The organism is Aureimonas ureilytica (assembly GCF_001475935.1).
In the GTDB taxonomy this organism is placed as follows: Bacteria; Pseudomonadota; Alphaproteobacteria; order Rhizobiales; family Rhizobiaceae; genus Aureimonas; species Aureimonas ureilytica_A.
Genome location: NZ_LDQA01000025.1, coordinates 95,955 through 121,615, shown reverse-complemented (window position 1 = coordinate 121,615; position 25,661 = coordinate 95,955). Strand labels below are relative to the sequence as shown.

23 protein-coding genes are annotated in these 25,661 nt (G+C 64.4%); 14 read left to right on the top strand and 9 right to left on the bottom strand.

Annotation, left to right across the window (positions count from 1 at the left end):
• Nucleotides 1–15 precede the first annotated feature (15 nt).
• Nucleotides 16–1,620: a cytochrome c oxidase subunit I gene (ctaD, locus tag NS365_RS12040; protein ID WP_058600529.1), complete on the bottom strand. Its 1,605-nt coding sequence runs from the start codon at nt 1,618–1,620 to the stop codon at nt 16–18.
• A gap of 24 nt (nt 1,621–1,644) precedes the next feature.
• A complete protein-coding gene (coxB, locus tag NS365_RS12035; protein WP_082655865.1) occupies nt 1,645–2,589 on the bottom strand; it encodes a cytochrome c oxidase subunit II in 945 nt (314 codons plus the stop codon).
• Between the two features lie 310 nt (nt 2,590–2,899).
• Between coxB and NS365_RS12030 the strand changes: the two genes are divergently transcribed.
• Both NS365_RS12030 and tldD read left to right on the top strand, forming a co-directional pair.
• The gene (locus NS365_RS12030; protein ID WP_058600528.1) at nt 2,900–3,397 is read left to right on the top strand and encodes an invasion associated locus B family protein; all 498 of its coding nucleotides are present in this window, start codon (nt 2,900–2,902) and stop codon (nt 3,395–3,397) included.
• A 90-nt stretch (nt 3,398–3,487) separates the two neighbouring features.
• Nucleotides 3,488–4,903 carry a metalloprotease TldD gene (tldD, locus tag NS365_RS12025; RefSeq protein WP_058600527.1) on the top strand — a complete coding sequence of 472 codons (1,416 nt, stop codon included), beginning with the start codon at nt 3,488–3,490 and terminating at the stop codon, nt 4,901–4,903.
• Between the two features lie 28 nt (nt 4,904–4,931).
• Here tldD and pdxH read toward each other — a convergent pair whose 3' ends face one another.
• Entirely contained in the window at nt 4,932–5,549 is a 618-nt protein-coding gene (pdxH, locus tag NS365_RS12020; protein WP_058600548.1) for a pyridoxamine 5'-phosphate oxidase, read from the bottom strand.
• A 76-nt stretch (nt 5,550–5,625) separates the two neighbouring features.
• Here pdxH and NS365_RS12015 point away from each other — a divergent pair, with 76 nt between their 5' ends.
• From NS365_RS12015 to NS365_RS12000, 4 genes are all read left to right on the top strand, one after another.
• Nucleotides 5,626–6,048: an RT0821/Lpp0805 family surface protein gene (locus tag NS365_RS12015; RefSeq protein ID WP_082655866.1), complete on the top strand. Its 423-nt coding sequence runs from the start codon at nt 5,626–5,628 to the stop codon at nt 6,046–6,048.
• Nucleotides 6,049–6,218: 170 nt separating this feature from the next.
• On the top strand, nt 6,219–7,166 hold the full coding sequence (locus NS365_RS12010) for a DnaJ C-terminal domain-containing protein (protein WP_058600525.1): 948 nt from the start codon (nt 6,219–6,221) through the stop codon (nt 7,164–7,166).
• 124 nt (nt 7,167–7,290) lie between these two features.
• Nucleotides 7,291–8,109, top strand: coding sequence for an enoyl-ACP reductase FabI (fabI, locus tag NS365_RS12005; RefSeq protein ID WP_058600524.1), 819 nt, complete (start codon nt 7,291–7,293; stop codon nt 8,107–8,109).
• Nucleotides 8,110–8,130: 21 nt separating this feature from the next.
• Nucleotides 8,131–8,718 (top strand): histidine phosphatase family protein, encoded by a 588-nt coding sequence (locus NS365_RS12000; protein ID WP_058600523.1) that lies wholly within the window; start codon nt 8,131–8,133, stop codon nt 8,716–8,718.
• A gap of 148 nt (nt 8,719–8,866) precedes the next feature.
• On the opposite strand, the gene NS365_RS11995 is transcribed toward NS365_RS12000, so the two are convergent.
• Nucleotides 8,867–9,091, bottom strand: a complete 225-nt coding sequence (locus NS365_RS11995; RefSeq protein WP_058600522.1) for a DUF1344 domain-containing protein — start codon at nt 9,089–9,091, stop codon at nt 8,867–8,869.
• A 177-nt stretch (nt 9,092–9,268) separates the two neighbouring features.
• On the opposite strand from NS365_RS11995, the gene aroC reads away from it, so the two are divergent.
• The 7 genes from aroC to NS365_RS11960 all read left to right on the top strand — a co-directional run bounded on the left by aroC (nt 9,269) and on the right by NS365_RS11960 (nt 16,367).
• Nucleotides 9,269–10,363 (top strand): chorismate synthase, encoded by a 1,095-nt coding sequence (gene aroC / locus NS365_RS11990; protein WP_058600521.1) that lies wholly within the window; start codon nt 9,269–9,271, stop codon nt 10,361–10,363.
• Between the two features lie 26 nt (nt 10,364–10,389).
• Nucleotides 10,390–11,316, top strand: a complete 927-nt coding sequence (locus tag NS365_RS11985; protein WP_058600520.1) for a histone deacetylase family protein — start codon at nt 10,390–10,392, stop codon at nt 11,314–11,316.
• Between the two features lie 27 nt (nt 11,317–11,343).
• A complete protein-coding gene (locus NS365_RS11980; RefSeq protein ID WP_058600519.1) occupies nt 11,344–11,613 on the top strand; it encodes an exodeoxyribonuclease VII small subunit in 270 nt (89 codons plus the stop codon).
• 121 nt (nt 11,614–11,734) lie between these two features.
• Nucleotides 11,735–13,651: a 1-deoxy-D-xylulose-5-phosphate synthase gene (gene dxs / locus NS365_RS11975; protein WP_058600518.1), complete on the top strand. Its 1,917-nt coding sequence runs from the start codon at nt 11,735–11,737 to the stop codon at nt 13,649–13,651.
• Between the two features lie 37 nt (nt 13,652–13,688).
• Nucleotides 13,689–14,447: a TlyA family RNA methyltransferase gene (locus NS365_RS11970; RefSeq protein ID WP_058600517.1), complete on the top strand. Its 759-nt coding sequence runs from the start codon at nt 13,689–13,691 to the stop codon at nt 14,445–14,447.
• Nucleotides 14,444–15,670, top strand: a complete 1,227-nt coding sequence (locus NS365_RS11965) for a class I SAM-dependent RNA methyltransferase (protein ID WP_058600516.1) — start codon at nt 14,444–14,446, stop codon at nt 15,668–15,670. Before NS365_RS11970 ends, NS365_RS11965 begins: the two co-directional genes overlap by 4 nt.
• Nucleotides 15,671–15,704: 34 nt before the next feature.
• Nucleotides 15,705–16,367: a DedA family protein gene (locus NS365_RS11960; RefSeq protein WP_058600515.1), complete on the top strand. Its 663-nt coding sequence runs from the start codon at nt 15,705–15,707 to the stop codon at nt 16,365–16,367.
• Here NS365_RS11960 and NS365_RS11955 read toward each other — a convergent pair.
• The gene (locus NS365_RS11955) at nt 16,314–17,006 is read right to left on the bottom strand and encodes a crotonase/enoyl-CoA hydratase family protein (RefSeq protein ID WP_058600547.1); all 693 of its coding nucleotides are present in this window, start codon (nt 17,004–17,006) and stop codon (nt 16,314–16,316) included. The genes NS365_RS11960 and NS365_RS11955 overlap by 54 nt on opposite strands.
• Nucleotides 17,007–17,050: 44 nt before the next feature.
• The gene (locus NS365_RS11950; RefSeq protein ID WP_058600514.1) at nt 17,051–18,853 is read right to left on the bottom strand and encodes an acyl-CoA dehydrogenase; all 1,803 of its coding nucleotides are present in this window, start codon (nt 18,851–18,853) and stop codon (nt 17,051–17,053) included.
• A 140-nt stretch (nt 18,854–18,993) separates the two neighbouring features.
• On the opposite strand from NS365_RS11950, the gene NS365_RS11945 reads away from it, so the two are divergent.
• Nucleotides 18,994–19,836, top strand: a complete 843-nt coding sequence (locus NS365_RS11945) for a fumarylacetoacetate hydrolase family protein (RefSeq protein WP_058600513.1) — start codon at nt 18,994–18,996, stop codon at nt 19,834–19,836.
• 51 nt (nt 19,837–19,887) lie between these two features.
• On the opposite strand, the gene NS365_RS11940 is transcribed toward NS365_RS11945, so the two are convergent.
• From NS365_RS11940 to NS365_RS11930, 3 genes are read right to left on the bottom strand one after another with little or no spacing between them, the layout of a single operon-like run.
• Nucleotides 19,888–21,984 carry a 3-hydroxyacyl-CoA dehydrogenase NAD-binding domain-containing protein gene (locus NS365_RS11940; protein ID WP_058600512.1) on the bottom strand — a complete coding sequence of 699 codons (2,097 nt, stop codon included), beginning with the start codon at nt 21,982–21,984 and terminating at the stop codon, nt 19,888–19,890.
• Between the two features lie 37 nt (nt 21,985–22,021).
• Nucleotides 22,022–23,305, bottom strand: a complete 1,284-nt coding sequence (locus NS365_RS11935; RefSeq protein WP_058600511.1) for an acetyl-CoA C-acetyltransferase — start codon at nt 23,303–23,305, stop codon at nt 22,022–22,024.
• Nucleotides 23,302–25,575, bottom strand: a complete 2,274-nt coding sequence (locus NS365_RS11930) for an acyl-CoA dehydrogenase (RefSeq protein ID WP_058600510.1) — start codon at nt 25,573–25,575, stop codon at nt 23,302–23,304. Before NS365_RS11930 ends, NS365_RS11935 begins: the two co-directional genes overlap by 4 nt.
• Nucleotides 25,576–25,661 lie beyond the last annotated feature (86 nt).

Below are 25,661 nucleotides of genomic sequence, written 5' to 3'. Positions count from 1 at the left end.
AGGATTTGACCGGGTTCAGCGAATCCGCGGCAGCTCTTCCCACTGATGGAACGGCGGCGGAGACGACAGCTGCCATTCGAGGGTCGTCGCCCCTTCGCCCCAGGGATTGGCTCCCGCAAGGCGCTTCTTGGCGAACGTGTCGTAGACACCATAGAGGAAGATCAGGACCGATACACCCGAGATATAGGAACCCATCGAAGAAACGAAGTTCCAGCCCGCGAAGGCATCGGGGTAGTCGGCGTATCGACGCGGCATTCCGGCAGCGCCCAGGAAGTGCTGCGGGAAGAAGACGAGATTGACGCCGACGAACATGACCCAGAAATGAATCTTGCCGATCTTCTCGTCATACATGTAGCCGCTCATCTTCGGCAGCCAGTAGTACCAGCCGGCGAAGATCGCAAAGACCGCCCCAAGCGACAGAACGTAGTGGAAGTGCGCGACGACATAATATGTGTCGTGAAGCACGCGATCCATGCCGGCATTGGCCAACTTGACGCCCGTGACGCCACCGACCGTGAACAGGAAGATGAAGCCGATCGACCAGAGCATCGGCGTGGTGAAGCGCAGCGAGCCGCCCCACATGGTCGCGATCCACGAGAATATCTTGATACCGGTCGGGATGGCGATGACCATCGTCGCGAACACGAAGTAGCGCTGCGTGTTGAGTGAGATACCCGTAGTGTACATGTGATGGGCCCACACTACGAAGCCGACCACGCCGATCGCGACCATGGCATAGGCCATTCCGAGATAACCGAAGACCGGCTTCTTGGAGAAGGTGGAGATGATGTGGCTGACGATGCCGAAGGCCGGCAGGATCATGATGTACACTTCGGGATGGCCGAAGAACCAGAAGAGATGCTGGTACAGGATCGGATCGCCGCCGCCCTCCGGGGCGAAGAAGGTGGTTCCGAAATTGCGGTCGGTCAGCACCATCGTGATAGCACCGGCCAGAACCGGCAGGGAGAGCAGCAGCAGGAAAGCGGTCACCAGCTGCGACCACGCAAACAGCGGCATCTTGTGCAGCGTCATGCCCGGCGCGCGCATGTTGAGGATCGTCGTGATCATGTTGATCGCGCCGAGGATCGAAGAGGCACCGGACAGATGCAGCGCGAAGATCGCAAGATCGACAGCTGGACCCGGATGGCCGGTGGTCGAAAGTGGCGGATACAGCGTCCAGCCTGTGCCGGCGCCATTGGCGCCCGGAGCGCCTTCCACGAACATCGACAGGATCAGGAGCAGCAGCGACGGCGGCAGCATCCAGAAGGCGATGTTGTTGATGCGCGGGAAGGCCGTGTCCGGCGCACCGATCATGATCGGCACGAAATAATTGCCGAAGCCGCCGATCAACGCCGGCATGACGAGGAAGAACACCATCACGAGACCATGGGCCGTCGTGAAGACGTTGAAGATCTGCGGATTGCCGAAGATCTGAAGACCCGGCTGCTGCAACTCGGCGCGGATGGCGATCGAGAGGCTAGCTCCCACGATACCCGCGAAGATCGAGAAGATCAGATAGAGAATGCCGATGTCTTTGTTGTTGGTCGAATAGACCCAGCGAACCCAGCCGGTCGGGCGCGGGTGGGCGTGGTCGTGATCATGCGACGCAGCGTGATCCATAAGGTGCTTCCCCCCGAATTTGTATCAGCGAGCGGCCACGACCGGCGCCTGATGGGCGATCTCGGCCGAGAGCTGGGCGTTGGCGTTTTGGACATTGTCGGCAGCGGCGGCGAGCCAGCGATCGAACTGCTCGCGGCTGACCACGCGCACGCCGATCGGCATGTTGTAGTGGCTGGCGCCGCAAAGCTCGGAGCACTGGCCATAGAAGATGCCTTCGCGATTGGCCTCGAACCAATATTCGTTCAGACGGCCCGGAACCGCATCGACCTTCACGCCGAGAGACGGCATCGCGAAGGAATGAATCACGTCTCCGCCCGTCGATAAGAGACGAACCACGGTGTTGACCGGGATGACCATCTCGTTGTCGACTGCGAGGAGGCGAGGATAGGTCGCCTTGTCGGTTTTGCCCGAGGCGTCCCGCGCGTCCTCGCCGAGCGGATAGGACAGGAAGGAAACGGGCTGCGACGCCGGGTTCGCCGGATTGGCCGCCGTGCCGGCAGCCGGCGATGCAGCGGCGGCGTTGGCCTGCGCCGGCTGATACTCGTAGCCCCAATACCACTGATAGCCGGTCGCCTTCACCGTCAGCTCCGGCTCGCGCGGCGGGTTGTATTGCGCCGTGAGAAGCTGGAACGAGGGAATGGCGAGGCACAAGAGGATCAGGACCGGAGCGATCGTCCAGATGATCTCGATCGTCGTGTTGTGGCTCGTGCGGGACGGCTTGGGATTGCGCTCTTCGGTGTAGCGAAAGCCGACCCAGGCGAGCAGACCCGCCACGAAGATCACGATCGGAACGATGAACCAGAGCGTATAGGTGCTGAACCAATGGATCTGCGCCTCGATAGGCGACAGGGCTTCCTGAAGCCCCATCTGCCAAGGATGAGGCTGGCCGGGATGCACCACGGCATCCTGTGCGAACGCCGCAAGGGGCGAGCCGGCCAGAGCAAGGGCGGCAAGGGCTGTTCTCTTCACGAATCTCCCCCTCGTGGAAGCAAATGAACCCGATCTGCCGAACGAATCATCGACGCTCGAATCTCCCGGCGAGCCTCCCGAGATTTCGAATGCCGCTAATGTGCAGCTGAGGCTCGGTTCAACCACGAAACCGCCTCCTTCGCAACACGAGCGCGCCACGCCCGATTGCGACATAAGCGGGGCTGTGACCGCAATGCCTCCCTTCCCTCGCACATGCGGCAGTGCGTCTCGACGGGGCCGGTCGAGATGCTTTAACCTTTGATTTCGTTCAAGGCGCCGATTCCGACCGGCGTCACATCGGGATAACCTCATGAAGACCCTCCTCGCCTCGGCCGCCGCCGCTTGTCTCATCATGCTGCCGCTGGCGGCACAGGCCCAGACGGGAACCGTCAAATCGCAGCATGGTGCCTGGGCCGTGGTGTGCGATCAACCTGCGGGCGCGGCGGGCGAGCAATGCGCCCTGCTGCAGAATGTCGTCGCCGAAGACCGGCCCGAAGTCGGCCTGTCGGTTCTCGCGTTGAAGACCGCAGACGGCAAGGCGCAGATTCTCCGGGTGCTGGCCCCGCTCGGCATTCTCCTTCCTAATGGGCTCGGCCTGTACGTGGATGGCAAGGATATCGGCCGCGCGCAATTCGTTCGCTGCTTCGAGGATGGATGCTACGCGGAAGTGATTCTGGACGAGACGCTTCGCCAGACGCTGTCGAGCGGCAAGTCCGCGACCTTCATCGTGTTTCAGACACCCGAAGAGGGCATCGGCATTCCGGTCGATCTCGCGGGCTTTGCGGACGGCTTCGCCGCCCTGCCCTGACCAGCCTCGCGCCGTCCCCAGACCGTCAATGGATGACACGGGCGCTTGGGCCGCCTATCTCAGGGGCACGATAGTTCTCCGGAGCCTTTCATGCCCCTCTCCCTTGCCGACCGCTTCGACATGTCCCGCCCGCAGCTCGAAGCGCTTGTTTCGGACACGCTGAAGGGATCGGACGACGGCGAACTCTTTCTGGAATATCGCGAGCAGGAATCGCTCGTCTTCGACAATGGTCGATTGAAGGCCGGCGACTTTTCCACCGACCAAGGTTTCGGCCTTCGCTGCGTCGCTGGCGAGGCCATCGGCTTCGCTCATGCCGGCGATCTTTCGGATGCGGCGCTCCGCCGCGCCGCATCCACCGTCACGGCCATTCGCGCCGGATATAGCGGCGTCGCGGCGGAGGGGCCGCGCGGAACGAACCGCAAGCTCTATGGTGACGAGAACCCCATCCCCCAGCCGAGCTTCGAAGCCAAGGTGAGGCTGCTGCAGGACATCGACAGCTATCTTCGCTCGAAAGACGGGGAGGTACGTCAGGTCAGCGTGTCGCTAGCCACGCAATGGCAGGTGGTTGAAATCCTGCGCGCCGACGGACAATGGCTCCAGGACGTTCGTCCGCTGGTGCGGCTGAACGTCTCGGTCGTCGCGGGGCGCGGCAACCGGCAGGAAACCGGCTCGTCGGGAGCCGGCGGGCGCGTCGGGTTCGGCGGCTTCATGCTGAACGAGAGCTGGGAAAAGCTGGCCGACGAAGCGCTACGCGGCGCCAAGGTCAATCTCGACGCCGTGGCGGCCCCAGCCGGCACGTTCGACATTGTGCTCGGATCCGGCTGGCCGGGTGTCATGCTGCACGAGGCGGTGGGGCATGGCCTCGAAGGCGACTTCAACCGCAAGAAAACCTCGGCCTTTTCGGGCCTTCTCGGACAACAGGTCGCGGCCAAGGGCGTCACCGTCGTGGACGATGGGACGATCGCGGAGCGACGCGGCTCGCTGTCGATCGACGACGAGGGAACGCCGACCAACCGCACGGTGCTGATCGAGGACGGCCGTCTCGTCAACTATATGCAGGACCGGCAGAATGCCCGGCTGATGGGCATGGAGGCGACCGGCAATGGTCGTCGTCAGTCCTATTCCCATGCGCCCATGCCGCGCATGACCAACACGATGATGCTGGCGGGCGCGCATACGCCGGACGAGATCATCGCGTCGGTGAAGGACGGAATCTACGCCGTGTCCTTCAACGGCGGACAGGTCGACATCACCTCGGGCAAGTTCGTCTTCAACTGCACCGAAGCGTACCGCGTGCGCGACGGGAAGGTTGGCGAGGCGCTCAAGGGCGTCATGTTGATCGGCAACGGTCCGGACGCGATGCACCGCGTTTCGATGGTCGGCAACGATCTGGAGCTGGATGCCGGCATCGGCAATTGCGGCAAGGCTGGCCAGTGGGTGCCGGTCGGCGTCGGGCAGCCGCACCTGAGAATGGACCAGATCACGGTCGGCGGGACGGAGGCTTAGAGCCTCCGCCCTCCCCTTCTCGAGGCGATCAAGGGTTGAGCCGGGTGGCGACCCATTGTCCGGATTCGTCCTTAACGAAGCGATAGCTGTCGTGAAGGCGGAAGGCGCCGTCCTGCCAGAACTCGATCTGCACCGGGACGACGCGAAAACCCGACCAGTGAGACGGGCGCGGAATGTCCTCACCGGGAAAGCGTGCGTCGAACTCGGTGACACGTTGCTCCAGCTCCGCGCGCGACGCCAGCGGGCGAGACTGTTGCGAGGCCCAGGCGCCGAGACGGCTGATGCGCGCACGGGTGCGATAATAGGCGTCGGCTTCCTCGTCGCTGACGATTTCGACCGTACCGCGCACGCGGACCTGCCGACGCAGGCTTTTCCAATGGAAGCAGAGGGCGGCCTTGGGCTGACCGAGCAGCTCCTGCCCTTTCCGACTCTCGAAATTCGTGTAGAAGACGAAACCGCCGGGGTCGACCCCCTTGAGGAGAACCGTTCTGACATCCGGCAACCCATCCGCATCGACTGTCGCGAGCGCCATGGCGTTGGGGTCGTTCAACTCGGAGCGCTCCGCTTCGCCAAGCCAGATGTGGAACGCCGCGAATGGATCGGCGGGCAACTCGGTTTCACCAAACGTTAAGGCCGTTTTGAGCATCATTCCTGCATCTTCCGGTTCGTGCCTCCGATTTCGTAGAACCGAACGGGGCCGACGGCAAAGGTTTAACGGCGACATGCACGGGATTCGAAAGGCCCTAGTGGCGACTTGTCTGGCGACAGTCCTGTCCGGCTGCACCGTGATCAGCGGCGCGGCGCTGGAAGATGCGGCCAAGGTGGACCACTCGATCCAGACCAGTTCCGTCAAGCCTATGGCTCCCCCCTCTCCCGAAACGGATTCGGACGGGCGCACGGTGCGCAATGCGGTGTCGTCGGCCAATCTGGAGCGGTCGGAGTCCGAGCCGCTGGCCTGGAGCAACACGGATACGGGCGCGAGCGGAACGATCACCGGCATTCAGGAAACGCGCGCGGGCGACCAGATCTGCCGCAGCTTCAAGACCTCGCGTCAAAGATTCGATGGCGTGGCCGTCTACAAGGGCGAAGCCTGCACGCGCGGCAGCGGCGAATGGACGCTGACCCGTTTCAACGAAGGCGCATGATCGAAGCTGAAAGTCTCTGGCAGGCTGGCCGATAGGCTGTGCGCGCTGCCGCCAGAGGACTTCATTTCTTTTCAGACTCTCGCCATATACCTGTCAAAGCCAATCGCAAGCCGGTTGCGCCGCGCCGGATAGGCTCGGCGCGCCCATGTCAGACAGGATGCCGACACTCCATGCGCGACCCCTATACCGTTCTCGGCGTCGCCAAGACCGCCACGGAAGGCGAGATCAAGTCCGCTTTTCGCAAACTCGCCAAGAAGTATCACCCGGACGCCAATACCGACGATCCCTCGGCCGCCGCACGCTTCAACGAGGCCAACCAAGCCTACGAGATTCTGGGCGATAAGGAAAAGCGTCAGAAGTTCGACAATGGCGAGATCGACGCCGAAGGAAAGCCAAAGTTTCAAGGGTTTGGAGGTTTCGGCGGCGGTGGCGCGGGCGGGAACCCGTTCGGGCAGACGCGCGGCACGGGCGGCGGATTCGACTTCCGAGGCGGATCAGCCGATCTCGGCGAAGGTCTCTTCTCGGACTTCTTCGATCAGGCCTTCGGGGGCGCCAAGCGCGGAGCGCGCGGCGGCGCGGGCTTCACGGCAGCACGCAATGGCTCGGCCAAGGGCGAGGACATCAACGCCACGCTGAAGGTCCGCCTCGAAGAGGTGGTGTCCGACGAGAAGGTCGAAGCCGTCTTCCCGACGGGCAAGCGACTTGCCATCCGGCTGCCGGAGGGCGTGGAGGATGGTCAGGTCATCCGTCTGCGCGGACAGGGCCAACCCCCCGCCATCAGCGGCGGTCAGCCCGGCGACGCGCTCGTGACCATCCAGTTCGTCGATCATGCCCGCTTCAGCGTCGATGGACGCGACCTGCTCTGCGACCACGAGGTTGCCTTGGAGGACGCGGTCCTGGGCGGGCGCATCACGATCGAAACGCTGGACGGGCGAATCGCGACGAAGATCCAGCCTTGGACGAATTCCGGAAAGACCTTGCGGCTCAAGGGCAAGGGGCTGACGCGCAAGGATGGCGGGCGCGGCGACATCCTCGTTTCGCTCGTGGTAGCGCTGCCCGAGTCGCCGGATGCCGAGTTGATCGCGCTGATGCAGAAACGGCGTGACGCCAACGTCTGATAACAGAACGGAATAAAACTTGTGGGCCGGCAGGCGATGATCCGTCAAGCTTGCTGGTCTCGACCTGCTATGCCATAGCGCAAAGCCAATATGATGATTTGGAATCGAGTTGAGGAGCTGCACCATGGTTGAATCGGTCGGCCTGATGAAGGGCAAGCGCGGCCTCATCATGGGTGTGGCGAACAATCGCTCCATCGCCTACGGCATCGCCAAGGCACTGGCGGACCAAGGCGCGGAACTGGCCTTCACCTATCAGGGCGATGCACTGCGCAAGCGAGTCGAGCCTCTGGCGGCCGAGTTGAACGCCTTCGTCTGCGGCCATTGCGACGTGGGCGATGCCGCCACGATCGACGCCTGTTTCCAGGCGCTCGAAGAGAAGTGGGGAAAGATCGATTTCCTGGTTCACGCCATCGGCTTTTCCGACAAGGACGAGCTGACGGGTCGCTATGTCGACACGAGCGAGGCCAATTTCTCCAAGACGATGTTGATCTCGGTCTATTCCTTCACGGCCGTCGCCCAGCGCGCCGAGAAGCTGATGACCTCGGGCGGATCGATGCTCACGCTGACCTATTACGGCGCGGAAAAGGTCATGCCGAACTACAACGTCATGGGTGTCGCCAAGGCCGCGCTGGAGGCGAGCGTCAAATATCTGGCGGTCGATCTCGGCCCGAAGAACATCCGCGTCAACGCGATCTCCGCCGGGCCGATCAAGACTCTGGCGGCCTCCGGGATCGGCGATTTCCGCTATATCCTCAAGTGGAACGAATATAACGCTCCGCTGCGCCGCACCGTGACGATCGAGGAAGTCGGCGATGTCGGTCTGTACCTTCTGTCCGACCTGTCGCGCTCGGTGACGGGCGAAGTGCACCACGCCGATTCCGGCTACCACGTCGTTGGAATGAAGGCGGTTGACGCTCCCGACATTTCGGTCATCAAGGACTGATAGCGAGTATCATTCGTGAGCATGCCGCTTCTTTATCTCTGCCGTCACGGTCAGACGGACTGGAACGCCGAGCGTCGCCTTCAGGGACAGAGCGACATCCCCCTCAACAGTTACGGACGCGGGCAAGCGCGCCGCAACGGCCGGTATCTGCGAAACGTTCTGGGCGCGTCCGCATCGGGTTTCGAGTTCATCTCAAGCCCGATGCAGCGCGCGGCGGACACGATGCGGATCATCCGGAATGAGATGGGTTTGGACGCGGAGGCCTTCTCGCAGGACGAGCGGCTGAGCGAAATTCATTTCGGCGACTGGCAGGGCTATACGCTGCGCGAGCTCGGGCAAAGCGACCCGGAACGGCTGGCGAAACGGCACGAAGACAAGTGGAACTTCCAGCCGCCGGGCGATGGCGCGGAAACCTATGAAAGCCTGGCGGATCGCGTCGCGCCGGTTTTTGAGAACCTGCGCGGCCCGAGCATCGTGACGGCCCATGGCGGCGTGACGCGCGCCTTCCTTCAGCGCTTCGCGGGAGTTTCGCGAGGGGACGCGGCGGAGATGGACATTCCGCAGGATCGTATCCTGCGTTTCGAGAATGGTGAAGTCGCCTGGGTCTGATAGGCCGTCAGCCAACTCTATGTGCCGCCGAGAGATTTCGAGAGACGCTGGCGCGCGCCGTGGTCGAGCGATGCGGCGACATCAATATGCCGAAGCATTTCCAGCGAATCCGAAATCACCGGAGATAGTCTGCGGGGCGTCCCTGCCCTCAGATAAGCGGTTCGTGAATGATGTGGACCATCATGCCCGGTGTGATCGCCTCGACCTGGATGTCGTGCGATAGAAGATAGCTGCTTCCATCGCTCAGCTTCAGAGCCGGACGCTCGTGATCGACCTTCTCCACCACGCCTCCGGTTTCTTCCGCCTGCGCTGAGATGTTCATCGAGACGGAGAGAGCGGAGCAGGCGAACAAGGCGACGATTCGTCGGGTCATCAAGCAATCTCTTTCGGGCGGCGTTTGGAGGACGATTCGCGGCCATAGTCTGGAAAAATTCCATCTCGATTATGGTTTATTCCAGACCGCGCCGCCAATCATCGATCCGCGATTTGACGCCGCCGGTTAGCAGGTCGTAAACGAGCCAACCGTCTTTCCATCGGACCCGCGTCATTCATGTCTCACAACAGCTTCGGCCACCTGTTCCGCGTCACGACCTGGGGCGAGAGTCATGGGCCGGCGATCGGCTGCGTCGTGGATGGAACGCCGCCGGGCACGAAACTGTCCGAAGCGATGATCCAGCATTTTCTGGACGAGCGCCGCCCCGGCCAATCGCGCTACACGACGCAGCGCCAGGAACCCGATCAGGTCCGCATTCTCTCCGGTACCATGCCGGGCGAGGCGGAGGGCGAACTGATCGCCACCGGCACGCCGATCGCGCTGGAAATTCAGAACGTCGATCAGCGCTCCAAGGATTACGGCGACATCGCCCGTCGCTACCGGCCGGGCCATGCCGATATCGCCTATGACATCAAATACGGCATTCGCGATTATCGAGGTGGCGGGCGTTCGTCCGCGCGCGAAACCGCGATGCGCGTGGCGGCCGGCGCTATCGCCCGGCAGATCGTCCCCGGCCTGTCAGTGCGCGGCGCGCTGGTGCAGATCGGCAGCATCGCCATCGATCGGTCCCGGTTCGACTGGGACGAGACACGCCGCAACCCCTTCTTCTGCCCGGACGCGCAAATCGCCGAGCGTTGGGCGGAACTGCTCGATGCGACGCGCAAAAGCGGCTCATCCATCGGGGCCGTCGTCGAAGTGGTGGCGGAAGGCGTTCCGGCCGGGCTCGGGGCGCCACTCTATGGCAAGCTGGACGCCGACATCGCAGCCAATCTCATGTCGATCAATGCCGTAAAAGGCGTCGAGATCGGCGATGGTTTCGCCTCGGCTACGCTCTCGGGCGAAGAGAATGCCGACGAAATTCGGATGGGCAATGACGGCCGGCCCGTCTTCCTGTCCAACCATGCCGGCGGCATTCTCGGCGGCATCAGCACCGGACAAGCGGTGGTGGCGCGCTTCGCGGTGAAACCCACCTCCTCTATCCTGACGCCGCGCCGCTCGATCGATGCCGATGGGCATGAGGTCGACGTGATGACCAAAGGCCGGCATGACCCGTGCGTCGGCATTCGCGCGGTGCCCATCGGCGAGGCCATGGTGGCCTGCGCCATCGCCGATCATTATCTGCGCCATCGCGGCCAGACCGGCCGCATCTGACGCGACGCAATCGCCGGGAGGCTGCCATGCTGACGCGCCTGTATCATCACCCGGTCTTTCGGGAACATCTGACGCCGCCGGGCCATCCCGAGCGGCCGGAGCGAATCGCGGCTGTGGAGGCCGCGTTCGAGGCGGAAGCCTTTCAAAATCTCGATCGCGCCATGGCATCGGAGGGCTCGCTGGAGGCGATCTATCGCTGCCACAGCTTCGACTATGTGCAGCGGATCGCGCGCACGATTCCCGAAGAGGGTCTCGCCCGGATCGACGGCGACACGGTGGTGAGTCCTCGCAGCTTTACCGCCGCGCTGCACGGCGTGGGCGCGGCCTGTGCGGGCGTGGACGATGTGATGTCAGGCGCGGCGCGCAACGTCTTCGTCGCCGCGCGCCCTCCAGGGCACCATGCCGAGCGCGAAACGGCGATGGGCTTCTGCCTGTTCAACCAGGCCGCCGTCGCGGCGCGCCATGCGCAGGCCGTGCATGGTGTGGAGCGGGTGGCGATTGTCGATTGGGACGTTCACCACGGCAACGGCACGCAGGATATCTTCTGGGCGGATCCTTCCGTTCTCTACGTCTCGACGCATCAGATGCCGCTTTACCCCGGCAGCGGCGCGAAGGACGAGGTGGGCGCGGGCAATATCGTCAACGTCCCGCTGCGCGAGGATGACGGCACGGACGAATTCCGTACGGCGTTCCGCGACGCCGTGCTTCCGGCTCTCGAGAATTTTCGCCCAGATCTCGTAATCGTCTCGGCGGGCTTCGACGCCCATCACCGCGATCCGCTGGGCGGTCTCAATCTCATCGAAGCGGATTTCGACTGGGCGACGGGACAGCTTCTGGACATCGCCGGCCGCTTCAGCCAGCACCGGCTCGTCAGCGTTCTGGAGGGGGGATACGACCTCCAGGGCTTGTCGCAATCCGCCGCGGCCCATGTGAAGCGTTTGATGGTCGGCTGATCCGGCATCGCAACGAAAGTGATCTTCATGTCCGATACCGCCCATCAGATTCCGGCCGACGATTCCGACATCAAGCGCATGAGCTTCGAGGAAGCCCTGGCGGCGCTGGAGCGCATCGTCTCGGACCTGGAGCGCGGCGACGTCCCCTTGGAAATGTCGATCCGCATCTATGAGCGCGGCGAGAAGCTCAAGAGCCATTGCGACCGGCTTCTATCCGCCGCCGAAGACAAGGTGGAAAAGATCAAGCTGTCGCGCGCGGGCAAGGCGACGGGCACCGAGCCGCTCGACCCGGCCTGATCGCCGCGCCCGCTGGAATCGGCGGCTGGACAACCCTAGTTGAAATGGCTCTAACCGCCCGATTGTCAGCCGTTGCATGTTCGGTCCATGCGAGGCACCCGTTCCGCAGGAGACCGCCGCTTTGTCCAGCACCCTTTCGACGCCGCTTCTCGACCAGATCGCATCCCCCGAAGACCTGCGCCGCCTGCCCTCAACGGACCTGCGCCAGGTGGCCGACGAGCTGCGCGCCGATCTGATCGACGCCGTCTCGCGCACGGGCGGGCATCTGGGCGCGGGCCTCGGCGTCGTGGAACTGACGGTGGCGATCCATGCCGTGTTCGACACCCCGCGCGATCGGTTGATCTGGGATGTCGGCCATCAGGCCTATCCCCACAAGATCCTGACCGGCCGGCGCGAGGCCATGCGCACGGTGCGCCAGGAAGGCGGCCTGTCGGGTTTCGCCAAGCGCACGGAAAGCGAATACGACCCGTTCGGCGCGGGCCATTCCTCGACGTCGATTTCGGCCGGCCTCGGCATGGCCGTCGCCAGTGAGATGGACGGGCGGCGCAACAATGTGATCGCGGTGATCGGGGACGGCGCGATGAGCGCCGGCATGGCCTACGAGGCGATGAACAATGCCGGCGCGCTGGACGCGCGTCTCGTCGTCATCCTCAACGACAACGACATGTCCATCGCCCCGCCGACAGGCGCCATGAGCGCCTATCTGGCACGGCTTGTGTCCGGCAAGGCCTATCGCTCGCTGCGCGAGCGGGCCAAGGCGATGACGCGCCACCTGCCCGAATTCATGCGCGAGGGCGCGCGCCGCACCGAGGAATACACGCGCGGCCTGCTGACGGGCGGAACGCTCTTCGAAGAGCTCGGCTTCTTCTATGTCGGCCCGATCGACGGGCACGATCTCGACCACCTTCTGCCGGTCCTGCGCAATGTGCGTGATACGAACAACGGGCCGGTGCTCATCCATGTCGTGACCAAGAAGGGCAAGGGTTATCCGCCCGCCGAGGCCAGCGCCGACAAATATCATGGCGTGTCAAAGTTCGACGTCGTGACCGGTGCTCAGTCCAAGCCCAAGGCCAACGCGCCGACCTACACCAAGATTTTCGCCGAGAGTCTCGTTCAGGAAGCGCACGCGGACGATAAGATCGTCGCGATTCATGCGGCCATGCCGGATGGGACCGGGCTCGACCTGTTCGGGCAGGCCTTTCCAAAACGCACTTTCGATGTCGGTATCGCCGAACAACATGCGGTGACCTTCGCGGCCGGTCTGGCGACCGAAGGCTACAAGCCCTTCGTCGCGGTTTATTCGACCTTCCTGCAGCGCGCCTATGACCAGATCGTGCATGATGTCGCGATCCAGCACCTGCCGGTTCGCTTCGCCATCGACCGCGCCGGCTTCGTGGGCGCGGATGGGCCGACCCATGCGGGCTCCTTCGACACGGGTTTCCTCTGCCCGCTTCCCGGCATGGTGGTCATGGCGGCCTCCGATGAGGCGGAATTGCGCCATATGGTCCGCACGGCCGTCGCCTATGAGGAAGGGCCGATCTCCTTCCGCTATCCGCGCGGCAACGGCACGGGCGTCGATCTTCCCGAGCGCGGTTCCGTGCTGGCGCTCGGCAAGGGCCGTATCCTGAAAGAGGGCACGAAAGTCGCGATCCTGTCATTCGGCTCGCGCCTGACGGAGGCTCTGGCGGCCGCCGAGGATCTCGAAGGCTTCGGCCTTTCCACCACGGTGGCCGACGCGCGTTTCGCCAAGCCGCTCGACGGAGAGTTGATCGCGCAGCTCGCGCGCCATCATGAGGTTCTGATTCTTCTGGAGGAAGGCGCGTCCGGCGGTTTCGCCGCGCAGGTTCTGGAGCATCTGGCACGCAACGGCCTCCTGGATCATGGGCTCAAGGTTCGCCCACTGACCATGCCAGACCTCTTCGTCGATCATGCCTCTCCCGAGGCGATGGTGAAGGCCTCCGGTCTCGACCGCGCCGGTATTGTGGATGCGGTCTTCCGGGCGCTGGGAACCGGCGCGCGGCGCGTGTTGCAGGCGTGATGCGCCTCGCATCGCTCGCCCTGCCCGCTGGCATCTGATGGCTGAGATCGCCTCCGGTGCGCGCGTGCGGCTCGACCAGCTGGTCGCCGAACGCGGCCTGGCGCAGAGCCGCGCGCGAGCGCGCGACGCGATCCTGCGCGGGCATGTGCGCGTCGATGGAACTGCTGTTTCCAAGCCCGGCCAGCTGGTGCGCGCGGATGCTGAACTGGCGCTCGATGACCCGGCGGCGCGATACGTTTCGCGGGCGGCCCTGAAGCTCGTTGCCGGGCTCGATCGGTTCGACATCGATGTGCGAGGTCGAACCGCGCTCGATGTCGGCGCGTCCACAGGCGGCTTCACGCAGGTTCTGTTGGAGCGCGGCGCGGCTCATGTGGTCGCCGTGGACGTCGGACACGATCAGCTTCATCCGAGCCTTCGGAACGATCCTCGTGTCACGCTTCTCGAAGGGTTGAACGCGCGGGAACTGGCAGCGGAACATCTGCAAGGGCGCGCTGTGGATCTCGTGGTCTGCGATGTCTCGTTCATTTCGATGACGCTCGCGCTGCCGCCCGCGCTGCGTCTGGCGCGCTCCGGCGCGGATGGCGTCTTTCTCGTCAAACCGCAATTCGAGGCGGGGCGGGACGCGATCGGCAAGAATGGCCTCCTGCGCGACAGCGCGCTGGGCGAGCGGATCGCCAGGGATATGGCGCTGTGGCTGGCGCAGGAACAGGGCTGGATTGCCGAGCCGCCCATCGCCTCACCCATCGAAGGGGGCGACGGGAACCGCGAATATCTCGTGATAGGACACAAGGCATGACCGAACGGCTGACCATCGAAACGCTTGGACAGAAGGGCGATGGCATCGCCCATGTCGGCGGCGCGGCCGTTTTCGTACCCTTCACGCTGCCGGGCGAGATTGTGGAGATCGAGCGGCAGGGCGAGCGCGGTCGGCTCCTGCAGGTCGAGACCGCGTCGCCCGAGCGGGTGGAAGCGCCCTGCCGGCATTTCGGCCGCTGCGGCGGCTGCGAGCTTCAGCATATGAGCGAGGCGGCCTACCGCGCCTTCAAGCGCGAGACGGTGGTCGAGGCCTTCCGGCGCGTCGGTCTAGAGCCTCAGGTCGCCGATCTGGTGCCCTGCGCGCCGCATTCGCGCCGGCGCGCCGTGTTTTCGGCGCTTCGCGTCGATAGCCGGGTTCTGTTCGGCTTTCATGAAGCGCTGAGCCATCGCATCGCGCCCATTTCGACCTGCCTCGTGACCGTGCCCGAGATCGCAAGCCGGCTCGACTTTTTCGAGAAGCTCGCCGTCGCGATGATCGACCGCAAGCGTGAGCTTCGCATGGTGGTGACCCATACGGCGGCCGGGCTGGACATTGCGGTGTCGGACGCGGCGCGTCTGGACGACAAGCTCCGTCAAAGGATTCTGAGCCTTGCGCTCGCGCCGGGCGTCGCGCGCTTGGCGATCGACGGGGAAACCATCGTCGAGCCGCAGGCGCCGCGCATCGACGTGGATGGAATCGGTGTTCCGCTTCCGCCCGGTGCCTTTCTTCAGGCCGTGGCGAGCGCCGAAGGTGCGATGGCCGAGATCGCGCTTCCGCATTTCGGCAAGGCCAATCAGGTGGCCGATCTTTTCTGCGGCATCGGCACGTTCACACTGCGGCTGGCGCGGCGTCACCCGGTCCATGGTGTGGAGTTCGACAGCCCGGCCCTCGCCGCGCTCGACCACGCCAGACGCGGCATTCCCGGTTTGAAGCCGGTGACGACGGAGCGTCGCGATCTGTTTCGTCGCCCAATGACCACAAAGGAACTGAACCGCTTCGACGGTGTGCTCTTCGATCCGCCCCGCGCGGGGGCCGAGGCGCAATGCCGCGAACTCGCCAAATCCACTGTGAAGCGCGTCGCAGCCGTGTCCTGCAACTCGGCCAGTCTGGCCCGCGATGCGGCGATTCTGGTGGAGGGCGGGTACAAGCTCCAGTCCGTTACGCCGATCGACCAGTTTCTCTGGTCTCACCATGTCGAAGCCGTGGCGCTGTTCGAACGCTGAGCTTCCATTTCGCCTCCAAAAGGCTTAGCGCTCCATGCTGGAAACGCTCAACAATCTTCTTCAGACTTACGGCTATGTGGCTGTCTTCATTTCCATCTTTCTGGAATCGACAGGGCTGCCATTTCCCGGCGAAAGCATCCTGATCGCGGCCGGGATCATGGCCGGGCATGGCGAGTTGAATATCTGGGGCGTTGTCGGGGCCGCCTGGTTCGGCGGCACGATGGGCGACAATCTCGGCTATTATATCGGCCATCGTTTTGGCCGGCGCTTTGTCGCCCGCTATGGATCGCGTTTCGGCATCACGCCCCAAAAGTTCCAGATGGTCGAGGCGCGGTTCCAGAAGGTCGGCCCGCCGATCGTGCTGATCGCGCGCTTCATCCTCATTCTGCGCCAACTCGCAGGCTTCGTGTCGGGAACGCTTCGCTTTCCCTGGTGGGAGTTTCTGCTCTTCAATGCACTGGGCGCGGCGCTGTGGTCCGGCGCCTATGGGTTCGGCTCGTATATCCTGGGTGACCGGATCGACACCTATCTGCATGGCAGCCCCTGGGCCTACGCGGCGATCGCGGCCGTGTTTCTTCTGTTCACGGCCACGACCATCCTCAAGTTTCGCAAGAGCGCGAAATCTTTGGCGCAAGCCGCTGATTCAACGGACTCTTCGTCCGAAGAAGGCGGCAAAGGCGGCCCGAGCCTCGGCTGAGGTGAGCCGTTCGGCGAAGGTGGCGGATTCGGCGTCCACCCGCTCGGCCAGAGGCGCCGTGTCGCCGCGCATGAGCCGACGCGCGAGCCTCAGCGCTTCGGGCGGTTTGGCGGCCAGCCTCACGGCGGCCTGCCTCGCCTCCTCTTCGGCATGATCGCTGACAGCCAGGATCAGTCCCGCCTCGACTGCGGCTTCCGCCGAAAGCGAATCGCCCATCACGAGTAGGGAAAAGGCGCGCTGATATCCCATGGTTCGGGGCGCCAGAAGGCTGGAGCCGGCTTCCGGCACGAGGCCGAGATCGAGGAAGGGCGTGCGGAAGCTCGAACGCGGCGTGGCATAGGCGAGATCGCAGTGGAAGAGCACGGTGGTTCCTATACCCACCGCCAACCCATCGACCCCGGCGATCAGTGGTTTCTCTAGGCGCACCAGCGCCCGGAGAAAGCGCTGAACCTCCGAGAGCCCCGCTGCCTCATCGAAATCGGCGAAGTCGGTGAGATCATTGCCCGACGAAAAACAACCCTCACTGCCCAGAAGGAGAACGCAGCGCACGGCGTGGTCGGCTTGCGCGGCTTCCACGCCCTCCGCCAAGACCTGATACATGGCGCGGTTCAGCGCATTTTTCTTTTCCGGGCGGTTCATACGGAGGGTGAGAACACCCTCCGCAACGGCGCGATCGATATGGCTCACTGGAGCGCCTCCCGCGCTGCCGAAAGGTTTTCGCCGCCTTGCAGGATCTCACGCTTCAAACCGCTGGTCTCGGTCAAAAGACTGTCGGCCATGAAGACGGCCAAAGCGAGCCGAGCGCTGCCGGCCTCATCCGCAAGGGCGGCTTTGGCGAGATAGACGTTGCCCGCCGTCAGGGCGAAGAGGCGCTGGTAGGGCGTCGCGACAGCCAGGGCATCGCCCATTCGCCCTTCGTTCAGCCACTGGAGAAGCTGGTCGGTCGTCTCCGTCAGATCGCCCAGCGCCTCATGTAATCGCTCCGCGAGGGCGCCAAAGCCAGCTTCGTTGCGTTCGCTCGCGCGCTCCGCCACTTCGCGCAGTTCGGCGAGATAGGCGCGAACCGATTGCGAGCCGGACTGCGGCAGCTTGCGAGTCACCAAATCAATGGCCTGGATGCCGTTGGTGCCCTCGTAGATCGGCGCGATGCGTGCATCACGGAGCAGGCGCGCAGCGCCCGTCTCTTCCACGTAACCCATGCCGCCATGGATCTGGACGCCGAGCGACGCGACATCCACGCCGACATCCGTCGGGAACGACTTGGCGAGCGGCGTCAGCAGATTGGCGCGCTCACGCCAGAAGCGCGCCTCTTCTTCGGTTTGCGCATGCCGTTCACGATCGATCGCGTGGCCGCAGCAATAGGCAATGGCGCGAGCAGAGGTGACGAGTGCCTTCATGCGCAGAAGCATCCGCGCGACATCGGGATGCTCGATAATCGGCACCATCTCGCGCGAGGCCGGCTCGGCCCGGTCCTTGGCCAGAAGATTGGCCCGTCCCTGCCGCCGTTCGCGAGCATAGGCCAGCGCCTTGCCATAGGCGGCTTCCGCCACGCCGAGGCCTTGGATGCCGACCATGAGACGCGCCGAGTTCATCATCGTGAACATGCACGCAAGGCCCTTGTTCTCCTCGCCCACCAGCCAGCCGACCGCGCCGGCCTCTCCGCTTTCGCCGCGCCCATCGCCGAAGATCATCGTGCAGGTCGGCGAGGCATGGATGCCGAGCTTGTGCTCGATCGCATGGCAGAAGGCGTCGTTCCTCGGCCCGGGGTTTCCGGCTTCGTCGGGCAGGAACTTGGGCACCAGGAACAGCGAAATGCCCTTCACACCCTCCGGGGCGTCCGGCAGGCGCGCCAGCACCAGATGGACGATATTGTCCGTCAGATCGTGCTCGCCATAGGTGATGTAGATCTTCTGGCCGAAGATGCGGTAAGTGCCGTCCCCTTGCCGCTCGGCCCGCGTGCGCAGCGTGGAAAGGTCGGAGCCCGCCTGCGGCTCGGTGAGGTTCATCGTGCCCATCCATTCGCCGGACACGAGTTTGGGCAGATACAGGGTTTTCAGATGGTCCGAGCCATGCGCTTCCAGCGCCTCGACCGCGCCCATCGTCAGCGTCGGGCCGATGCCGAAGGCCATGGACGCGCCGTTCCACAATTCCGCGATGGCGACGGAGAGTGAAACGGGCAGGTTCTGCCCGCCATGCTCGGCGGGCGCGGCCAAGCCGTTCCAACCGGCCTCCCGCCAAGCCTTGTAGAGGGCAGTCCAGCCCTTCGGCATGGTGACTCGGCCGTCCGAGAATCGCGCGCCCTCCTTGTCTCCCCCTGCGGCGAGCGGCGCGATTTCATCGCTCGCAAATCGCCCTGCTTCCGCAAGGATGGCCGTCAGCAGGTCGTCCGACAGGTCGCCGGCCCTGCCTTCGGCCATGTCGCGATCCAAGCCGACCACATGGCGAAGCGTGAACTCGATCTCCTCGATCGGCGGCTGATAGGTCATAGGCTCCTCCCGAGCGCGGCAGTCAGGACGCTGGCTATCCAGCTCCTTTTTCAACTCGAACGTAAACGTCAAAACAAAAGGTTGGAAGAACCAAATGTCTGTTCCATTTCCCGCTGCGTGGCAGCGTAGGAGTGGAGCGAATGCGGCTGGTCCGGTTCGGCGCGAGAGGTGTCGAGAAGCCAGGGGCTTTGGATGGCGAGGGTCGCATCCGTGATCTCTCCACGCTCGTGGAGGATTGGCGGGACAGTTTCATCGACCCCGCGCATCTGGAAAAGCTGGCCGCAACGGATTTGACCGCGTTGCCGGAAGCGCCGGCCGATGTCCGGCTCGGCCCGCCCGTGAGCGAAGTTCGCAAGATCATCGGCGTCGGGCCGAATTATCACGAAAGCGCCCGGCTCGCGGGCTTCAAGGTCAATCCCGAGCCGACGCTCTTCATGAAGGCGGCGACAGCCGTCAGCGGCCCGAACGACCCCATCGAGATTCCGCGCCTTTCCACCCGCACCGACTGGGGCGTGGAACTGGCCGTCGTGATCGGCCGCACGGCGAAATATGTCAGCGTCGAAGCGGCGATGCAGCATGTGGCCGGTTTCACCCTTTCCAACGACCTGACCGAGCGCAACTTCCAGCTCCAGCGCGGCGGCCAATGGTTCAAGGGCAAGTCGCACGATACGTTCGCGCCGATCGGCCCGTGGCTCGTCACGCCCGACGAATTGCCCGAATATCACGACCTCCATCTCTGGTTGGACGTGAACGGCGAACGGATGCAGGAGGGCGAGACCAACCGGATGATCTTCAAGGTGCCCTACCTGATCTCCTATATCTCGCGCTTTCTGCGTCTGGAGCCTGGCGACGTCATCATGACGGGAACGTCCGCCGGCGTCGGCCTGTCGCACGACCCGCCCCGCTTTCTCGCGCCGGGCGATCGTATGGTGTTGGGCTGCGACGGCCTGGGTCATCAGGATTACGTCTGTATTCAGGGCTGATAAAGATCCGGCACCGCCCCGGCTCGATAGGCTGGGGCGGCGCCTGGATTGCTAGCGCAAGTCCTCCCAGCCTATGTCGGGCCGGAAGCGCTCGCCATGCCGCGCCTCAAGGTCACGAAGCCGGGCGACGATTTCGTTGACGCCACGCTGGCGAGCATAGCGCAGCGGACCGCCTCGGAAGGGCGCGAAACCCGTTCCGAACACCATGGCACCATCAGCGATCTCCTCGCTATCCACCACGCCCTCCCGCAGGCACGCGACCAGCGTGTTCAGCATCGGCAGGATCAGGCGGTCGGTGAGATCGGCATCGGTCTTCGATCCGTCCGGTAGCGCTTCGAGCGCGATCTTCTTCGGTCTGCCGGTCTCGTCATACTCATAAAGCCCGCGCCCGCTCTTGCGGCCGAGACGACCGTCCTGAACCATGTCCTTGATCCAAGTCGGAGTTTCGGGCAGCGGCATGGCGATGCGCTCGCGCAGCGTCTCGGCGACTTCGACGGCGATGTCGAGGCCGACCTGATCGGCGAGTTCCACCGGTCCCATCGGCATCCCGAAGGCTTCAGCGGCCGCGTCGATCCGTTCCTTCGGAACACCCTCGTCCACGAGCTTGAGCGCCTCGGCCATATAGGGCGTCAGCGCGCGGTTCACGAGGAAGCCGGCGGTCGGCTGAACCGGCGCGGGGAGACGCGACAGCTCGACAACGAAATTGATCGCGCGCCGCAAAGTCTCGTCCGACGCGGCATCATGGCGGACGATTTCCACCAATTGCATCCGCGACACCGGATTGAAGAAGTGAATACCGACAAAGCGCGAGGAATCGACCAAAGCCGAGGCGAGATCGGGCAGCGGCAGGGCGGAGGTGTTGCTGGCGAGAATCGCGCCCGGTTTCATCCTGTTTTCGGCGTCCTGCAGAATGCGCCGCTTCAGATCCAGCTTCTCAGGCGCCGCCTCGATCACGAGATCGGCGGAAGCGAGCCCGGCCCCGTCAGGATCCGGCATCAGACGATCCAGCGCATCGCGAACCTTCAACGGGTCCTTGAGCACAGCTTCCAGCATTTTCGACGCCGCCTTCATGGCGCGGCCGATGGGCTCCAGCGCTATGTCCTGAAGGGAGACGAGGAAGCCTTCCTTCGCGGCCCAAGCGGCGATATCGCCGCCCATGGCACCGGCGCCGATTACATGAACACGCTGGATGTCGCTCTTGCCCGAGCGAAGCACGCGCATGGCCTCGCGCAGGAAAAACACGCGCACGAGGCTCCGCGCCGTCGGGCTCTCGACAAGGGCTGCAAAGCTTTCAAGCTCGGCGTCGCGCATCCGTTCCGGCTGACCGCCATGGCGCTCCCAGAGGTCGATCAGCTGGAACGGCGCGGGATAGGTCTCGGGGCTCGCCTTCTCCCGCGCCTTGGCACGCATCTGCCGGGCGGCGAAACTGCGCGCTGGCTTGAGCGCGAAGGCCTTGGAGCGAAACCGCGTATCAGGGCGCACGAGATCGCCGAAGATTGCGGCATGGGCCGCGTTCGCGATATGGCGCTCTTCCACGACGGCATCCACGAGGCCGATCGACTTAGCCTTGCGCGCCGGAATGGACTTTCCCGTCAGCATGAGGCTCATGGCTGCCAGCGGATCGGCCAGTTGGATCGAGCGGAACGTCCCGCCGAGCCCGGGATGCAGGCCTAGCATGATCTCGGGAAAGCCGAGCGACGTGTCCGGAACGGCAATGCGCATTCGGCAGGCCAGCGCGAGTTCGAGCCCGCCGCCGAGACAATGACCATGCAGAACTGCGACGCTCACGCAAGGCAAGGCCGCCAGCCGGTCGAGGACACGGTGCCCCTCCTCCAGCATGGTGCGAACATCGGCTTGAGACGCGCCGACGAAACCGTTGATGTCGGCCCCCGCCGCAAAGCCCGCTGGCTTGGCAGAGCGCAGAACCAGCCCGCGCGGGCGATCCGCCTCCAGCGCCGCCAGATGGACGTCGAGTTCTTCGAGAACGCTCCGGTCAATCGTGTTGACGGACTTGCCCGGCTTGTCGAGCACCAGCCAGACGATATTCTCATCGTCGCGTGCCATGCGCCAATTGCCATCAGGCTCGGCGTTCCGCGCGACTGAGAGTTCCAGTTCGCGGTCTTTCAGTGCGGTCAGCATCAGATCCATGATCGGCTCCCTCCGGTCAGGTGCGGGTCTTGGCCGGTCAGGCCGCTTCGAGCAGCATGGCGCCGCCCAGGCCGCCGCCCACGCATTGCGAGGCCAGCCCAAGCTTTGCGCCGCGCCGGCGCATGGCGCGCGCCAGATGCAGCGTGATTCGATTGCCGCTCGTGCCGACGGGATGCCCAAGCGCGATGGCCCCGCCGTCGATATTGAGCTTGTCGCGCGCGATCGCGCCGAAAGGCCCATCGAAGCCCAGCGCCGTCCGGCTGACCTCGCCGTCCTCGAAGGCGCGAAGACAGCCCAGAACCTGCGCCGCAAAGGCTTCGTTGATCTCGAAGAGATCGATCTCGCCCAAGGTCAGGCCCCGCTTCTTGAGAAGCGCCGCCATGGAGACGGCCGGACCAAGCCCCATGATCGAGGGATCGAGCCCGGACCAGTGCGCGTCCACGATGCGCGCGAGAGGTGTCAACCCATGCTCGCGAACCGCCTCTTCCGAGGCGAGAAGCGTCCAGCTCGCGCCGTCCGTGATCTGCGAGCTGTTGCCGGCCGTGACCTTGCCATAGGGCCGCTCGAAGACCGGCTTGAGATTTCCCAGCGCTTTGGCGGTGGAATCCACACGCACACCATCGTCATGGTCGTAGACGCGGCCATCCTTCGCAAAAGCCGGAACGAGTTCGTCCTTCAGCAACCCCTCGCTCTGCGCCCGCGCCAAGCGACGGTGGCTTTCAGCGGCGTATTCATCCGCCTCGCGCCGGGTCACACCGAAGAGATGACCGACGTTTTCGGCCGTCTGGCCCATATTGAGAGACGTGATCGGATCGGTCAGCCCACGCTCCAGCCCGATGACGGGCTTCAGGAAATCCGGACGGAGGCCGCCCAGCACCTGAAGCTTCGCACCCGTCGAACGCGCGGCGTTCAAACGTGCGAACCAATCCACTGCGCCGCGCCGGAGCACGAGCGGCGAATGGCTGAGGGCTTCCGCGCCACCGGCCAGCGCGATCTGCGAGCGCCCCGATTCGATCGCGCGGAACGCCTCGTCGATCGACAACATGCCCGAGCCGCAATTGATCTGAACCGTATAGGCCGGCACCGCTTCGGGAAGACCGAGACGCAGCGCCGCGACCCGCGCCGGGTTCATTTCCTCCGCGACGACATTGACGCAGCCGAGCACCACGAGATCGATCAGAGCCGGGTCGAACCGCTGCCGCATCAGGAGAGGCCGTCCGCATTGGACAGCCAGATCGACCGGCGTGAAAGGTCCCGGCTTGCCGCGCGCCTTGATGAACGGCGTGCGCGCGCCATCGACGAGATAAACCGCTCGCGTCATTCGGCGGCCTCCGCGCGCAACTTGTCGGCTTGCGCCTCGGGCGGCTTGCGGTGCTGGCTCGCGATGGGCGAAACGTCTTCCATCGTAAAAGCATCCACCGCGACGACGCGCGCGACGGCCTCGTCCCGCTCCTGGAACAGCGCCCATTCCTCGTCCGACAAGAGCCCGGCTTCGCGCGCGGCCGCTCCGTCGCGGATCTTGGCCTCGCGCAGGCGCTTGTCGATCGGTGCGGCCTCGATCACCAGTCGGAACGCCCGCTCCAGGACGGAAACGGGATGATCGGGCTGCCCTTCGCCCAGATACAGATCGGGGCAAATCCGATCGCGCTGCGACGACGGCCGCATGAGAATGTCGGCGACTTCACGCACCAGCTCGTCGGCCGGCGGGCGTAGTGGCACGCCCAGCGGGAAGGACAGGAGCCTCGCCGCCACCGCCGCCCAGCGGCTCGGCAGGTTGACGAAGACGCCGCTAAAGGCGAGCCCCATGCGGTTGTAGCCGCGCTGCATGAGATATTCGACGATCGGACGATCGGCTTCCGGGCGGCCATCCGTTTCGAAGCGTTTGAGCGTCGCGCCGAGCAGATAAAGCTCCGACAGGATATCGCCGAGCCGCGCCGAGATCATCTCGCGCCGCTTGAGCGCGCCGCCGAGCGTCAACAGAGCGAAGTCGGCCAGCATCGAGAAGGCCGCGCTGTAGCGCGATAGCTGCCGCCAATGGCTGAGGAAGGCCGAGCCGCGCGGCGCGGGCGCGGCGAGCCCCCCGGTCCAGCCGAACAGCGCCGTGCGCGCGGCATTGGCCAGTGAGTGCCCCACATGGCCCCAGAAGGCTCGGTCGAACTCCTCCAGCCCTTTTTCCCGATCGGGATTGGAAAGCGCGCGCATCTCCGACAGCATGAAAGGATGGGCGCGAATGGCGCCCTGCCCGAAGATCATCAGATTGCGCGTGAGAATGTTCGCGCCTTCCACCGTGATGCCGATCGGAACGGACTTGTGCTGTCCACCCAGCATGTTGGAAGGGCCGTCGATAATGCCCTTGCCGCCATGGACATCCATCGCCTTCTCGACCGAGCGGCGCATCAGTTCGGTGGCATTGTATTTCATGATCGCCGAAATGACGGAGGGGCGATGTCCTTCGTCGAGCGCCGCGACCGTCAGCCGGCGCGCCGCGTCGATCTGGTAGGCATTGGCGGCGAGTTCCGCCAAGGGCTCCTGAATGCCCTCGAACAGGCCGATCGGCAGGTTGAACTGCGAGCGAACGCGGGCATAGGCGCCGGTCAGACGCGCGGTCATCGCGGCGGCGGCGGCCGCCTGCGAGGGAAGCGAAATGCTGCGACCGGCGGCGAGCGCCGTCATCAGCATGGTCCAGCCCTCGCCGATCCGCTCCGGTCCGCCCAGAACCCAGTCGAGCGGAACGAAGACGTCACGGCCGGAAATCGGTCCGTTCTGGAAGAAGGTGAACTGGGGAATGTGCCGGTCGCCATGGCGCACGCCGGGCGTCGAGGTCGGCAGCAGCGCGACCGTGATGCCGAGGTTCTCGCCACGGCCCAGATGATTCTCGGGATCGAAGAGTTTGAAGGCAAGGCCCATCACGGTCGCGATCGGGGCCAGCGTGATATAGCGCTTGTCGAAGTTCAGCTTGATGCCGAGCACCCGCTGGCCCTCATGCTCGCCATAGGTGACGATGCCGTGATCCTTCATCGCGGCCGCGTCCGAACCCGCATCCGCCGAGGTCAGGCCGAAGCACGGAATCTCGCGTCCGTCGGCCAGACGCGGCAGCCAGTGGTCGCGCTGCGCCTGCGTGCCGAAATGGAGCATCAACTCGCCGGGTCCGAGCGAATTGGGAACCATGACCGTGACGCCCGCCGCCACGCTGGCGGAGGACACTTTGCGCACCACTTCCGAATGCGCCGTGTTGGAGAAGCCCAAGCCGCCATATTGCTTGGGGATGACCATGCCGAAGAACTTGCGGGATTTGAGAAAATCCCAGACCTCCGGCGAAAGATCACGATCCTTCCAGGTAATCTGCCAATCGTCCAGCATGGAGCAGAGCTCCACCACCGGCCCGTCCATGAAGGCCTGCTCTTCGTCCGACAGACGCGCGGGCGCCATGGCCAGGAGCTTGTCCCATTCCGGCGCGCCGCTGAAAAGCTCGCCGTCCCACCAGACGGTGCCAGCGCCGATCGCCTTTTCCTCGGTCTCGGAAATGGCCGGCAGGGCCGTCTTGGCCCAACGGAAAATCGGCCGGGTCAAACGGTCCTTGCGGAACGACATAAGCTTCCTCCCTCGCCTGAAGCACTCCGCCTCACCATGGCTGCATCTTACGTAATCGTCAAACAGACGATCACCAAGCGTCCATC